We start from the raw sequence: 13482 nt of genomic DNA on the forward strand, positions 1-13482 counted from the left end.
AGATGTGTATAGGAGACAGGACACATACAGCACCCCACAACAACCCACACAACACTGAGAAGCCGTATTCCTATCGATCATGAGGACGGTTCTGATCGAACGGGTTCCCTGGTCGGGTGATCTTGGCCGCGCGGGCGCATGAAAGCAGGGCCTCCGGTGCAGCACGAGGGTTGCGAAGCCAACTCGTGCACCAGGAGGCCCTGTTGTCCCAGTCTTGCGTGACGACGTTGTTCCCGTCCAACTCGCGCGTGTCGGCGTGCGATTGCCTCGCTCACCGGTTCGGGAACGCGGCCGACCGCCCCGACCGGATGCGGCAGTACCCCTCCGATATGACGGACGCCGAGTGGCAGGTGGTGCGCGACGCGATGCCGGTCCCAGCCTGGCTCGAAGGGCGGGGCGGACAGCCGGAGGGCTACTGCCACCGGCAGATGTTGGACGCGGTCCGTTATGTCACGGACAACGCGGTCAAGTGGAGGGCGATGCCCGCCGACTTTCCGGCGTGGGACCGGGTGTATGCGTTCTTTCGCAGGTGGCGCGACAAGGGACTGGCCCGCGAGTTCCACGACCGCCTGCGCGGACGGGTCCGCCGGGCCGAAGGGCGGGACGTGGAACCGACCGCGGCGATCATCGACTCGCAGTCCGTCAAGGGTGCGGCGTCGGTGCCCGCTGCCTCACGCGGCTATGACGGCGGCAAGAAGATCAACGGCAGGCGCCGGCACGTCATCACGGACAGCATCGGGCTGCTGCTGATGGTCCTGGTGACCGCCGCCGACGTCACCGACCGCCAGGCCGCCCGCGTGATGCTGCCCCGGCTCCGGGAGAAGTTCCGCAAGATCACCCTCATCTGGGCGGACGGCGGCTACTCCGGCCGCCTGGTCACCTGGGCCAGGGAGAAACTCCAGCTCACCCTGGAGATCGTCAAGCGCAGTGACGACATGAGCGGCTTTGTGGTGCTGCCCAGACGGTGGTGCGTGGAGCGGACTCTGGGGTGGCTGATGCGATCGCGGCGTCTGGTGCGGGACTTCGAGACGCTGCCCGCCTCCAGCGAGACGTTCGTCTACTTCTCGATGGCCATGCTCATGAGCCGCCGCCTCGCCCGGACGGCATCCCGGCCCCTGCCCGGGCAGGCACGGTGGGCTCGCGCGGCGTGAACCGGCCCGACGGCAACGCGGTCACCCAGCCCCGCTCGGCCAGCCGCCTTTGCCAGCAGGGGCGGAGGCGGTTGGGGCCGAGGTAGGCGCTGATCTCGCGCATGCAGGCGCGGGTCTGTCCGCTGACGAGGTCCGTGGGCATCTCTTGATCCTCGCGGGCCCAGCAGGGTTGCACCAGGGGCGGCATCAGGACATCGGGCTAGCCGAACTGGGAGCCAGTGGGTCGACGACGCCCGCGGTCACTGCATCCCGCTGCGCTTGATCAAGGTCAATGAGTTCGGGAGTCGCCCGGCGAGCCGTTGAGCGGCCACCCGCCGGGAAAGCCCGCATTGACCGCTCCTCCTGCGCGATGCGGTCAGCGAGCATGGCCTGGTCGACATACGCGTCGACGGCAGCGAGGACCAAGCGCTGAAACTCGCCCGGCTCCAGGGCTTCGACTTCCCACTAAACCGGCCGCGACAGATCGAGCCCGTACGGGCCGTTCGAACTCCGGCCACCGCAGATCCCTGGCCTTGCCGGCCACTGCGGGCAGCTCTTGCTCACGCACTTGGTCGTGTGCTCACGCACTTGGTCGTGGATAGCACTACTCGCTCCACGTGGCTCCTGCAGTTGTGGAGATGCTGGCGGGAGCTGGGCTCGAATGGATTTCTTTGAGTAGAGACGCAATGACCTACACAGACACAAGGGGAACTTATCGGCTCCGCCATGACATTCCTCTTCCGGCCCGTCTCCTCACTCCTCATGGGTGTGATTTAGGACACACGGCTACTGTCTTGCGGAGATGGGGAATTCACTTTCGCACTCCATGTGAACGCCATTCCCGCAAGCAGCGCGGACGACGGTACGTCAGCAGGACCTGTCCGGACGCGCCGTCCACCCCGCGTCCGGACAGGGTGAACCAATCCTCACCCAGCAGTTCTGCCTGCACGAAAAGCGTCCGGACAGTGGAGCGAAAGACGTCCGCGATCACGGCAGTGCCTCTGGTATCCGGACGCCGTGTCCGGACACGGCGTCCAGTGTCCGGATGCGACGTCCGCGTGTCCGGGCTATTTGCTCCCAGCAGAAGATCTACCTGCGCGGACGCCATCCGGATCAGGGCGGACGACGTCCGGACGGCGCCACTTCCCGAGGTCTGTGACCTGGGAGGACAGCGTCCGGATTGCGTTCACAGGAGCTCTAACGAACCGTTCTGATTGCATTCGACAATGGATCGAACCAGCCGGTTCACCGCGTTCCAGGGAAGGAAAGTCGAGCTCTCTCATAGCCCATAAGCTTCACCCGTCCTGCTCCCTTAAAGCAGGGCACAAGTCCCTGTCACTCTCTCAGGAGGTATAGGTGAACAGCATTTGGCATTCAACAGCAGAACGGATCCGAACGCAGGTCTATAGGCGCCGAAAAATGGCACTGACGTATTTCGTCAAGGGCATCTCCTACGGCGCAGGCACCGGCACGGTCAGCCTCGTTCTGTGGTGGCTCCGAGTGCGTCACGGTGGTTGATCCTCTCTAGCCACGTCGGAACCAATCTCCTGATGGTGAGTCCTCTTCGTGAGGGTCTATGGTTGGCCGGCGCCCTTGCCACCCGCTCCGCTGATTGGGCACCGGCTGCTTCCATGTGAATTCCCAGCGGAGACAGACATTGATAGGCAGCTTCCCCCCTGTCTCGGTGCTGAGGCAGGGGGACTCATCACGAGTGGATGAGCTACGGACGTCTGTCAGGGTGTCCGGTCCAGGAGCGTTCGGAAGAATTCGGTGAGTACGGGCCGAGCACGCTCGCGGTCGCGCAGTTCGTCGTGGCCGAAGCGGAACACCTCGTATCCGCGGAACTTCAGGTCGCGGTCGCCAGCCATGGTCGCGGCGTACTTTGCGCTGTCGGGTATGGCTCCGCCGTCGCGCGTGTAGTGCTGCATGCCGTCGACTTCCAGCACCACGCGGCGGTTCGCGGGCAGCAGCATGAGGAAGTCCATGCGGAGGTTTTGCATGGCGCGTTCCCCGCGCTCGCGGACGGTCTTGGGGTCCCAGTGCACCCATATCTCTGGCAGGAGAGCAGGTACGTCGTGTAGTTGGCTCTTGTAGAGGTTGTGGTAGAGCCAGAACAGGTTCTGTCCAGCGGATTCACGTGGCAGCGAAGCCTGCAGGCGGTCGTATAGGCAGTGGCTGGCCGTCTCCGTGTCCTTGATGCTGCGGGTCTCCTGCCACCAGGACAGCAGGTCGCTCCAGAGGAGCCTGTTCTTGCCTACCGGGTGGTCGTAGACCAGGATCTCGTCGGCTCGTTCGGCGATCTCGATGTCGTTGTCGAGGGCGCTGGTAAAGCGGATGTCGGGTTTTCCCTGGGTGGCGAAGATGAGGTTGCGCGGTCGGCGGGCGGTACCGCGCCCGAGCTTGTGCAGGTGGAACTGGGGGTATCCGTCCCCGGTACGGGGTCCGCTTCTTCTGTCACGACCGCGACCGGCCGAAGTCGTGCGAGCTGCTGAACGAGTCGTGGGAGCACCACATGCTCAAGCTGGAGATGGCGGGCGCGATCCGGGCTGCCGGGTGTCGACGGTCATGCAATTCCCCAGACCAGCTCCGTCGTCCCCGCTCGTTCGTGCGGTTCGGGCGAGGGGGAAGGGGGCGGGCCGCCCGGCAGTGAAGTGTCCGGTCCGGTCCGGGCCGTCAAGGACGCCTGCGGCGTCGCTACCGCGATGAGCTGCGCTCATCCTTGACTGCCCGGCCCGGACCTAAAGGATCGGCTGGTTGCCAGGCGGCCCGGGAAGTGCGTCGTCCGCCTGGTCGCCGCGGAGCAACTCCGCCTTCCCCATGGGGACGTCCATGAACTTCACCCTGGGGAATTACGTGAAGTTCCACACCGTGGTTCGCGGCGCTGGAGGTGCCGGCCGAGGACGGGTCGTGGCGGGCGGACGTCATGGCCTCGTCCGCTGATGGGAGCCGGCGCATGGCCTGGGAGGCGCAGCTGTCGCCGATCACTGTGGACGACATCGCCACCCGCACTGGCCGGTACGCCGAGGAGGGGATCCGGGTGTGCTGGGTGCACCCGGGCGCGCGGCCGCCGCAGTGGATCAGCGCCGTGCCGGCCGTCCGGGTCAGGGCTCCGCAGGAGCGGGATCAACCGTGGGTGGTGGACGACGGGCTCGCCGGGTTCGTGTACCGGAGCGGGCGGTGGGAGTTCCAGCAGGAGCCGCTCGATCGGTTCGTGCGCTGGGCACTGGAGGAGCAGCTCGTTCCGGCCGAGGTGCTGCCTCGGTACCGGCGGGTGTACCGGGTGGTCGACGGTGAGCAGCGGCGGTTCCGACGGGATCAGTGGTGGACGTCGCGGAGGTCGATCGCCGATCAGGACAAGCACGAGGCGATGCGGCAGCGGCAGGAAGCCGCGCGGGCGGAACGGGAGGCTCGGCAGAAAGAGCAGGAAGAGGCTGCGGAGCGGCGCCGCAAGGAGCTGGAGGAGCGGGAACGTGCGCGGCAGGCCGAGGAGGCCCGGGTGCGCTTGGAGGAGGCGCAGCGCCGGTGGGCGGAGGAGGACGCACGCCGGGAGCGGGAGCGGGTGGAACGCGAGGCGCGTCTTGCCCAGGAGCAGGCCGAGCGGGAGGAGCGGGAGCGCCAGGACCTGGAGACGGCGCGGGCATGGTGGGGCCGGCTGTCACTGCAGCAGCAGACCGAGCTGTTCGCTGCCGTCGCCGAGTACGCCTGGCGCGAGTCGAGTGCTCGAGTGGAGGTCCCGGAGAAGCCGATGATGTGGACCCAGTACGCCCGCGGTGTCCCCATCTACGTGACCGACAAGCGGCGGACACTGTACGGAATCGTGCGGCCCTGCCCCGACCTGATCGCCGACTGCCCCACACTCACGGAGAAGCTGGTCTTGGTCCGCAGCGCCCACGAGGCGCGCGAACTCGCCACCTTACTGCCCCAGGGCCGGATCGTCCACCTCGACCTGCCCGAGCACGAACAGCTCACCATGATCTGAAGCGGCGGGCTAGCAGCGCTTCCACAGCAGCAGCCCAGGACGTCGCGGATGGCGTCGTCCGTCGCGCCGGGCGCCGCGAAGACGAGATTCTCGCGGAGCGTGCCGGCCAGCACCGGGGCGTCCTGCTCCACGTACCCGATGGCGGACCGCAGCTCGGACAGGGGCCAGTCCCGTACGTCCTTGCCGTCGACCAGGACCCGGCCGCCGGTGGCCTCGTGGAACCGCTCGATGAGCGCGAACACCGTCGACTTGCCCGCCCCGGAGGGGCCCACGAAGGCCGTCATCCCGGTGCCCGGTACCTCGAAGCTCACCTGCTGATGGACGTACGGTTGGCCCGGGCGGTAGCGGAAGCACACATCCTCGAAGCGGACCGACGCCGGACCCGGGACCGGTGCCCCCTGCCTGGGCAGGGCGCCCGTCCGACGGTCGGCCGACTCCGTCGCCAGGCGTTCCACCTGCGCGATCCGGGACAGCGCGGCCGCCCCCTCCTGATAGGAGGACCCGGCTTCGATCAGCGTGGACACCGGCTCGATCAGGTAGAAGAGGTACAGCAGGAAGGCGATGAGGGTGGACACGGGGATCTCCCCCGACGCCACCCGCGCCCCGCCGACCGCGAGCACCGCGAGGAAGGCCAGCTGTACGGCGAGTTCGTCGGCCGACCCCGCCACGGACTCCCACTTCGCGCTCTTCACGCCGTGCCGCCACGCCCGCCGCGCCGCCGCCTCCACCCGGGCGGTCTCCCGCTCCTCGGCACCGGACGCCTTCACCGTACGGAACGCCCCGAGAGCCCGCTCCAGCGCGACGGAGACCTCCCCGACCGCCTCCTGCGCCCGTTCGGTGGCCTGCGCGATCTTCGGCATCACCAGCCCGACGGCCCCGCCGACCAGCACGACGACCAGGATCGTCACACCCAGCAGTACGACGTCCAGGTACGCCATCATCACGATGGCCGCCACGAAGGCCACCGCGCCGGTGGCGGCGGAGACGACCGCCTGGGTGCTGACCGCCCGCAACAGCGTGGTGTCCGAGGTGACCCGGGACATCAGATCGCCCGGCGGGATCCGCTCCCACTCCGTGATCCTCAGCCGCAGCAGCCGCCCCACCAGGGTGCGCCGCACGGCCAGGACCACCGACTCCGCCGTCCGCTCCAGCACATACGCGCCGAACGCCTCGACCGCCGTACCCACCAGCACCAGCACGGTGAGCGCGATCAGGATCCCGGCGATGGTCTCTCCGGCGGCGAGCCGGTCCACCAGGGCCTTCGTGGCCAGCGGCTGCAGCAGCCCCCCGGCGGCCCCAACCAAGGCGCACAGCAGACCGAGGGCGACGGCCCACCGGTGCGGCCGGACGTACGAGCCCAGTGCCTTGAGCATCTCTCGGGCGGACGGGGACGTCTCATCCGTCGTCGGGGCGGAGGCGGTGTTCACGGAATCCCCTTCTTCAGTGTGCCGGGGCGTGAGCATGTGCCGGGTCAGTGGCCGAGTCCGGCGGTGCGCATGGCGAGGTGGCGCACCAGCGCTTCGGTCACCTCCGGGCGGACGACGCACAGGACGAAGGCGCCCGCCGCCAGCGCCATACCGAGGAATTCCAGAAACTCGCCCCTGCCAGGGACGGCGTCACGGCCTGGTACGTCGGCCGATGTTCCGCGGAAGCCCTCGCGCTCGCCGTGTCGCACACGCTGTGTCATGCCTCCAGCCCCGCTCCCATCCGGCAACTATCGGGGCCACCCCCGCCGAGTGGCTGAAGAGAGACCGCCGTCCGGTCGCACCGGACCGGCCGGGCACCGAGGTTCCACCGGTGGGCAGGGCGCTCCCCCCGATCGGCGGGGGCGTTACCGAAGACTGCCGGATGGTCCGCCCCCTGGCCGCGCCTTGAGGCGCTGAACCACCGCGTTCGCGCGGCGGCGCACCGGCATGGTGTCGTCGTCGCCGACGTCACCCTGTATCCGGTGGCCACGGATCCACGCCTGTGGAGTCAGGACCGCCTCCACTCGAGCCCACTCGGCCACCAGCAAATCGCGGCGGCGCTCGCTCACTCGCTCAACCTGCCAGACACTGACGACTCCTGGACGCACCCGTTGCCCGTCCTGCCTGTCGGTCGGGCACGATTCTTGCGTGCCGCGTCAGCCGAGGTGCGCTGGGTCGCCGGATTCCTCGGTCCGTGGATCGGCAGGCGCGCGCGTGGGCGTTCCTCCGGAGACGGTCGCGTGGCCAAACGCCCGGACCTCCTGTCCGTCGGCAGCTCCGGCCAACACTTCGGCCGTGCCTTCCAGCGTGGACAAGAGGGGGGCTTGTAGAAAACTCCGTCGCCGCAGGTCAGCGGGCGGCCAGGAAATCGCCCCGGAACGCACACCCGTCGATTCGGAAACGCTCAGCCGATCGCTGCAGGTCAGGGCGCGTTCTCGGAGCATGCCGGTGGACCTTCTGCAAGTGACGTGCAGTGACATGAAGCAGCCCACGTTCTTGTCAGCTTGAACGCTTGCTCGTGCGTCCAGATCGGCAGCCAGGTCACGGGCTCCTCCCCGGGAGACCCACCTGGTCGGCCGAAAGACCTCGGAGACCCCGCACCGGACGGCCACTCGGCGAGCATCGCTGCCCGCACCCCGAAGAAACACCCGGAACCGCCTGACACCCGTGATCAGAATTCGCGCGGTGGACCCAGGATCAGAGCATCAGGGTCGGTCGCCGAGTGCGGTGCACAGGGTGGCGGCCATCAGCTCGATGGCCTCTTTCGCCGCCGGCACCGGGCCAGTGTGGGTGAAGTAGTGGTCGACGCCCTCGAAGACGCGGTGGGTGACCGGAACGCCCGCGGCGGCCAGGGCCTTGGCGTAAGCGTCGCCCTCGTCGCGCAGGCGGTCGTTCTCCGCGGTGATGACCAGGGCGGGAGGGAGTCCGGCGAGGTCGTCGGCGAGTGCGGGCGAGACGAGGGGATGCGCACGGTCGGCCGGATCAGGCACGTAGGCGTCGGTGAAGACCCGCATGAGCTGAGGGCTGAGCAGCGGCTTGGCTATGAGGGACTGCTTGGTGGCGGGGTCGGCGAGCTGGTCGAGCAGGGCGGAGTCGATGATCTGGAGGCGGGGCGTGAACGTGCCGCGGTCCCGGGCCAGGCGGCAGACCGCGGGGGTCAGGTTGGCGCCGGCGCTGTGTCCGCCCACGGCAAGGCGTGAACCGTCCCAGTCGTTCGCGGGTCCGTTGTCGGCGCCCCAGGCGGTGACGTCATATGCCTGGGTGACAGGTACGGGGTACTGCCTCTGCGGTGCGTCGGCGTAATCCACGTTGATCACGACGCAGCCGGCCGTGGCGGCTATGTAGCGGCAGATGTGGTCGTCCTGCTCCGGGCGACCGACCACGAAACCGCCCCCGTGGAAGGTGACGTACACGGGGGCGGGCGCCTCGGCCGTGGCCGGCGGACGGTAGACGGTGCAGGTGACCGGTCCGGCGCCGGTTTCCACCCGCAGGGCTTCCGCGCGCTTGGGAACGTCGGCGAAGCGCAGGTCCCTGTGCCGTACCACCCAGACTCGGAGGTGCCTCGCAACTCGGCATGGTGTGCGTCAACGCACCAGTGACTTGCCGATGATCTCCTTCATGATCTCGGTAGTGCCAGCGAACAACGTGCTTGCGCGAGTGTCGACGAAGTCCTTGGCGATCGGGTACTCCGTCATGTAGCCGTATCCACCGTGCAGTTGCAGGCACCGGGAGACGAGCTGCTGCTGGCGCTCGGTCACCCACCACTTGGCCATCGCCGCCTCGGTGTCCGTCAGACGGCCGACGACGAGTTCGCCCACGCAGCGGTCCGTGAAGGTCTGAGCTACCTCAGTCTCGGTCGCCAGCTCGGCCAGGGTGAACCGGGTCGCCTGCAGCTCGGACAGCGGGCGCCCGAAGACGATCCGGTCCCGGGTGTAGCGAATCGTCTCGTCCAGGACCCGCCGCATGGTGGCGGCCGCGGTCACGGCGACGCTGATGCGCTCCTGCGGCAGGTTTTGCTTCAGGTACTCCAGGCCCCGCCCTTCCTCACCGAGCAGGTTCGCGGCCGGTACGGGCACGTCGGTGAAGGACAGTTCGGCGGTGTCCTGGGCGGACAGGCCGAGCTTGTGGAGCTTGCGGCCGCGCTCGAAGCCGGGCATCCCCCGCTCGACGACAAAGAGGCTGAGCCCCTCCTGTCCGTCGTCGGCGGTGGTACGGGCCGCCACGACCACGAGGTCGGCGAGGATGCCGTTGCTGATGAAGGTCTTGGCGCCGTTCAGCAGGTAACCGTCCGCCTGCCGTTCGGCCCGCGTGCGTATCCCGCGCAGATCACTGCCAGCGGCGGGCTCGGTCATGGCGATGGCCGCGACCAGGCTGCCGTCGGCGAGCGCCGGCATCCAGCGCGCCTTCTGTTCGGGGGTGGCGAGTTCCCGGAAGTAGGGGGCGATCAGGTCGGTGAAGCCGTTGATGTTCATGACGACCGAGGTGGCGCCCGCGCGGCACAGCTCCTCGATGAGAACCGCGTTGTAGCGGAAGTCGTCCACGCCGCTGCCGCCGTACTCCTCCTCCACACCCAGCCCGAGCAGTCCGGCGGCACCCGCCGCCCGGTACAGCGACCGGTCGACTTCCCCCGCGGCCTCCCAGGAGGCGAGATGGAGGGTGACCTCCTTGGCCACGAAAGCCCGGGCCATGGCCCGGAAGTCCTCATGGTCGGTGTCATAGAGATCGCGCTTCATACGGGATGCCTCCTCGATCGTGCGGCGGGCACTGGACTCGGGAGGCAGAATATGTCGGATCCATATCGACCGAAAGCTATCCGACATAAAATCAAGGCGAAATCCCGGGCCAGAATCCCGGGACAGAATGGGGACGCGAAGCCCGAAGGACGAGAGGCGAGTGATGGGACTGCGCGTGGACCTGCCGCAGGACGAGGCGAAGAACAGCACACAGCTGCTGATCCTGGCCGTCTACGGGCACTACTCACGGCTGATACGGGGGTGGTCATCGGTCGCCGACCTGATCACGCTCCTGGAGCGGCTGGGCGTACCGGCCCAGGCGACTCGCTCGGCGGTGACCCGGATGACGCGCCGGGATCTGCTGGTCCCGCAGCGCCGCGGAACCGTCCGCGGCTATGCCGCGACCGCCAAGGCGCAGCTCATCTTCGAGGAGGGCGACGAGGTCGTCTACGCCCCGCTGAAACCGGCCCTGCTGGAGGACGGCTGGGTCATCGTCTCCTTCTCGGTCCCCGAAACCGAGCGGGACAAGCGCTACACCCTGCGCAAACGTCTCGTCTGGCTCGGCATGGGCCAGCTCGACAGCGGACTGTGGATCGCTCCCGCCCGAGTCCTGCCCGCCGCGCTGAGATGGGTACGCCGGCTCGGCCTGGAACAGTACGTCGACGCCTTCACCGCCCACCACGAAGGGCTCGGCGACACCACCGCGCTCGTCCGCCGCGCCTGGAACCTCGAGGAACTCGCCGCCTCGTACGCCAAGTACCTGCACTCATGGTCCCCGGTGCTGACCTCCATCCAAGAGTCCGAAGGCGTCACCGAACCCGGCGACGCCTTCGCCTTCTACACCCGGGCCCTGGAACAGTGGATGCGATTCCCCTACCTGGACCCGGGCCTGCCGGCGCCGCTCCTGCCGGCGGACTGGCACGGCGAGGCCGCCCAGGAACTCGCCCACGAACTTCGGGAACTCCTCGAGACCATGGCCTTCGAGTACGTCGCGTCCATCGTCGGAGACCCTGCCGAGCAGTGACGCGCCGCGGCATGAACCGCGGACAGGCCACAGGCAGCCGGGCACAGCTCAGGAAGGTTCCAGAGGCGTCGTTTCCAGCAGTTCGGCGGCCAACCTGCGGGCGGGCTCCCCCGTCTGCTCCGCGATGCGCCGGAAGATCTCTTCCGCCGAGCGGGCGGGCCAGTCGGGTGGCAGATGCCGGGTCGGCAGCCGGGGATCTGTGCGGATGGTCCCCAGCCACTCGGCGACCAGGCACAGATGGGTGGCCAGTGGGTCGACGGAGCAATCGCCGACATGGGTGATCCAGCGTTTCTCGAAGGCGGCGTAGCGGGCGGCGACTGTCTCCAGGTCCCAGGTGTCGCGGATCATCACGTCGATGTCGGTCGCGGCGTCGGCGCGCGCGTGGAAGATCTTGACATGGGCGGCGATGTCCAGTTCGGCGACGATCTCGGAGATGTCGACGTCACCCGGGGCGATCCACAGTCCGCTGTAGAGGGGGCCGAAGCCGGACCAGGTGAGCCGTGAACGCAGGTCGTGCCGCCGGTGCCGCCAGGCTTCGGGCAGCGAGAAACCGAGCAGGGTCCAGGTTCCGTCCCAGTCGTCGTTGACCGCGCTGGTGTGCCAGACACGTTTCCGCCCCTTGTGGAGGATCTGCGTCGCGTGCGGGGTCAGACCGAAGTACATACGGCGCCCTTGCCGCCGACGCTGCAACAGGCCCCGGTTCACCATGCGCGTGAGGGTGGAGCGGACGGCGTACTCACCGACTCCCACACGTCCGAGGACGTCGATGATGCTGCCCGAGTACACACCCAACGGGCCCTCTTCCAGGACATGGTCGCCGAAGAAGGCGAGCAACAGCGACTGCGGGCGCGGTTGCGGACCGCCGGGCGCGTCCGGAGCGGCATCACCGGGGTACCCGTCAGGCGTGTCGGAGGAGAACATCTCGGAGAGTGTCACGTCGGCAAGGGTACGGTCGCCCGCCGTCGGCACGACGGCGGGCGTGGCCTCAGGACCGGTACTGGTCGGCGGGGTGGGCGAGGTCATAAGGGCGCGGATACGGTGCGGGCAGGTAGGTCACGTAGCGTGCGGGCGCGGAGGGATCGGCCTGCGTGGCGCGTGCGTTGAGGCGGGCGGGGTCGGTGCCCTGCCAGCGGCCGGTGGTGATGCGGGTCTCCAGGGCGTCCAGGGCGGCGGCCTGCTCGGCGCTGCTGAACGTGCAGTGGCCCGCGTTCTCGACGAACGCCTGACGCAGCAAGGGGGCGGCACCCGCGGCCGTCACCGCGCGGCGGTAGGCACTCTCCGCCGACACCGGGATGAGACCGTCGCCGGTGGTGTGGACAGTCAGTTGTGGCTTGGTCAGCCGGCCGGTGAAGGAGCTGGTGAGGCCCATCCGTTCGACGGCTTTGGCGTCGGCGGCGACGCGGGGGGCGCGGTTCAGTGTGGTGAGGTCCTTGGCCAAGGACAGACCGGCCTTGGTGTAGAGCTCACTGATCTCCTTGTAGAGGGGCGAGCGGTGGACCATCGCGGCGTAGTCGACGCCGGTGTTCCAGGACATGTTGCCCCCGACCCGGCTCTCGGCCTCCTGCCGCCAGGAGAAGGCGGGGAATCTCACCTGGAGCATGAGCGCCTGGTACTGGTTGGCCTGCTGGGTGTCCCAGTCGGTCGGTCCCGGCCGGGTCTGGGAGGGGTCGTTCCAGCCGGGGATGTCCTGCAGGGCCGCGGCCAGCGCGATACGGGCCCGGCCGGAGGCCGTCTGCTGCGCCTCGGTGACGGCTGAGGCCAGCGTGTTGGCCGCCACGGCGGCGGCCGCCTGGCTGCCCAGGCCGGTCACGGGGATGCCCGAGTCCGGTGCGAGCAGTGTCTTCAACGCGAAGACCGGGTCGAGGGTGCTGTTCCAGTTGGCCACGCCGCCCTGGAGCAAGCCGCACATCGACAGTGATCCGCTGATGCGTTCGGGGTGGCGTTCGGCGATCATCGAGGTCACCAGCCCGCCGTAGGAGGTCCCCCAGGCGATGGTGCGCGGGGCGGGGCCGAATCGCGCGGTGAAGGCGTCCAACGTGGCGAGCTGGTCCGGCACCGCGTCGGTCACCGCCCACCCGTTGCTCGCGTACGAGGAGCCGATGAGCGCGTAACCCTCCTTCAGCAGGAGGGACTTGGTGGCGTCGTCGGGGGCGTTGCGTGCGGGGTTGGGTAGCCCGGCCGGGTTGTAGCCGTGGCTGTAGAGCAGGACGTGCCGTTCCAAGAGTCCGGCCTGTCCATCATGTAGGTCGCGCCGGACGGGAGCGTGCCTTCGAGATGGGCGGCGGTCTCGGTCGCCTGGGCGGCCGGGGCGATGGGTGCGGCGAGCAGGAGTGCCGCCAGGGCGATGAGCGTACGTCTGCGGATGCGGGACTTCACGAAGCGGACTCCTTGTCCTGAAGCTACGCGGCCGTCGACAGCGGGCCGCGCACCCTGATCGGACTGTGCAAGCGCTCTGTACGAGCCTGGCCGGAGGCTTGACAGAGCCTTCACGGTCTTCGTCGTCCGGACGAATGACACCGCGAAGGTAGGCGCACCCGCTGCGACCGTCAAGAAGTTGCACAATATCTCTGGCCGGCGCAATCGTCGGCGGATTCGGCCCCGACCTCCCACCCGATGGGGATCAAGGGCGGGCGGAGGGGTGACTGGCCGG

The 13482-nt window shown here is 68.5% G+C and carries 8 protein-coding genes and 2 pseudogenes; 3 read left to right on the forward strand and 7 right to left on the reverse strand.

What is annotated here, in order from left to right; translation table 11 throughout:
- Nucleotides 1-329 precede the first annotated feature (329 nt).
- Nucleotides 330-1151: an IS5 family transposase gene (locus GWK25_RS42875; protein WP_251830818.1), complete on the forward strand. Its 822-nt coding sequence runs from the start codon at nt 330-332 to the stop codon at nt 1149-1151.
- A 1712-nt stretch (nt 1152-2863) separates the two neighbouring features.
- On the opposite strand, the gene GWK25_RS42880 is transcribed toward GWK25_RS42875, so the two are convergent.
- The 3 genes from GWK25_RS42880 to GWK25_RS42895 form a co-directional block, all read right to left on the reverse strand.
- The gene (locus tag GWK25_RS42880; protein WP_215458124.1) at nt 2864-3115 is read right to left on the reverse strand and encodes a hypothetical protein; all 252 of its coding nucleotides are present in this window, start codon (nt 3113-3115) and stop codon (nt 2864-2866) included.
- 1795 nt (nt 3116-4910) lie between these two features.
- Complete coding sequence (locus GWK25_RS42890) at nt 4911-6536, reverse strand: ABC transporter ATP-binding protein (protein ID WP_308404510.1); 1626 nt, start codon at nt 6534-6536, stop codon at nt 4911-4913.
- A 44-nt stretch (nt 6537-6580) separates the two neighbouring features.
- Nucleotides 6581-6796, reverse strand: coding sequence for a hypothetical protein (locus GWK25_RS42895; protein ID WP_215458128.1), 216 nt, complete (start codon nt 6794-6796; stop codon nt 6581-6583).
- Nucleotides 6797-6976: 180 nt separating this feature from the next.
- Between GWK25_RS42895 and GWK25_RS44155 the strand changes: the two are divergent.
- Nucleotides 6977-7405: pseudogene (locus tag GWK25_RS44155) on the forward strand (SGNH/GDSL hydrolase family protein); the annotation flags it as partial.
- 375 nt (nt 7406-7780) lie between these two features.
- Here GWK25_RS44155 and GWK25_RS42900 read toward each other — a convergent pair.
- Nucleotides 7781-8620 carry an alpha/beta hydrolase gene (locus GWK25_RS42900; RefSeq protein ID WP_215458130.1) on the reverse strand — a complete coding sequence of 280 codons (840 nt, stop codon included), beginning with the start codon at nt 8618-8620 and terminating at the stop codon, nt 7781-7783.
- A gap of 39 nt (nt 8621-8659) precedes the next feature.
- Nucleotides 8660-9808, reverse strand: a complete 1149-nt coding sequence (locus tag GWK25_RS42905) for an acyl-CoA dehydrogenase family protein (RefSeq protein ID WP_215458133.1) — start codon at nt 9806-9808, stop codon at nt 8660-8662.
- 163 nt (nt 9809-9971) lie between these two features.
- Here GWK25_RS42905 and GWK25_RS42910 point away from each other — a divergent pair, with 163 nt between their 5' ends.
- Complete coding sequence (locus tag GWK25_RS42910; RefSeq protein ID WP_215458134.1) at nt 9972-10832, forward strand: PaaX family transcriptional regulator C-terminal domain-containing protein; 861 nt, start codon at nt 9972-9974, stop codon at nt 10830-10832.
- A 48-nt stretch (nt 10833-10880) separates the two neighbouring features.
- Here GWK25_RS42910 and GWK25_RS42915 read toward each other — a convergent pair whose 3' ends face one another.
- Entirely contained in the window at nt 10881-11753 is an 873-nt protein-coding gene (locus GWK25_RS42915) for a PaaX family transcriptional regulator C-terminal domain-containing protein (protein ID WP_215458138.1), read from the reverse strand.
- 64 nt (nt 11754-11817) lie between these two features.
- Nucleotides 11818-13196 (reverse strand): annotated as a pseudogene (locus tag GWK25_RS42920) (alpha/beta hydrolase family protein).
- Nucleotides 13197-13482: the final 286 nt, after the last annotated feature.

The organism is Streptomyces sp. ATCC 21386 (genome assembly GCF_018728545.1).
Classification (GTDB): domain Bacteria; phylum Actinomycetota; class Actinomycetes; order Streptomycetales; family Streptomycetaceae; genus Streptomyces.

Coding starts and splice junctions, on each gene's coding strand:
- GWK25_RS42875 (WP_251830818.1), top strand. CDS start 330: ATGACGGACGCCGAGTGGCAGGTGGTGCGCGACGCGATGCCGGTCCCA.
- GWK25_RS42880 (WP_215458124.1), bottom strand. CDS start 3,115: ATGGACTTCCTCATGCTGCTGCCCGCGAACCGCCGCGTGGTGCTGGAA.
- GWK25_RS42895 (WP_215458128.1), bottom strand. CDS start 6,796: ATGACACAGCGTGTGCGACACGGCGAGCGCGAGGGCTTCCGCGGAACA.
- GWK25_RS42905 (WP_215458133.1), bottom strand. CDS start 9,808: ATGAAGCGCGATCTCTATGACACCGACCATGAGGACTTCCGGGCCATG.
- GWK25_RS42910 (WP_215458134.1), top strand. CDS start 9,972: ATGGGACTGCGCGTGGACCTGCCGCAGGACGAGGCGAAGAACAGCACA.
- GWK25_RS42915 (WP_215458138.1), bottom strand. CDS start 11,753: ATGTTCTCCTCCGACACGCCTGACGGGTACCCCGGTGATGCCGCTCCG.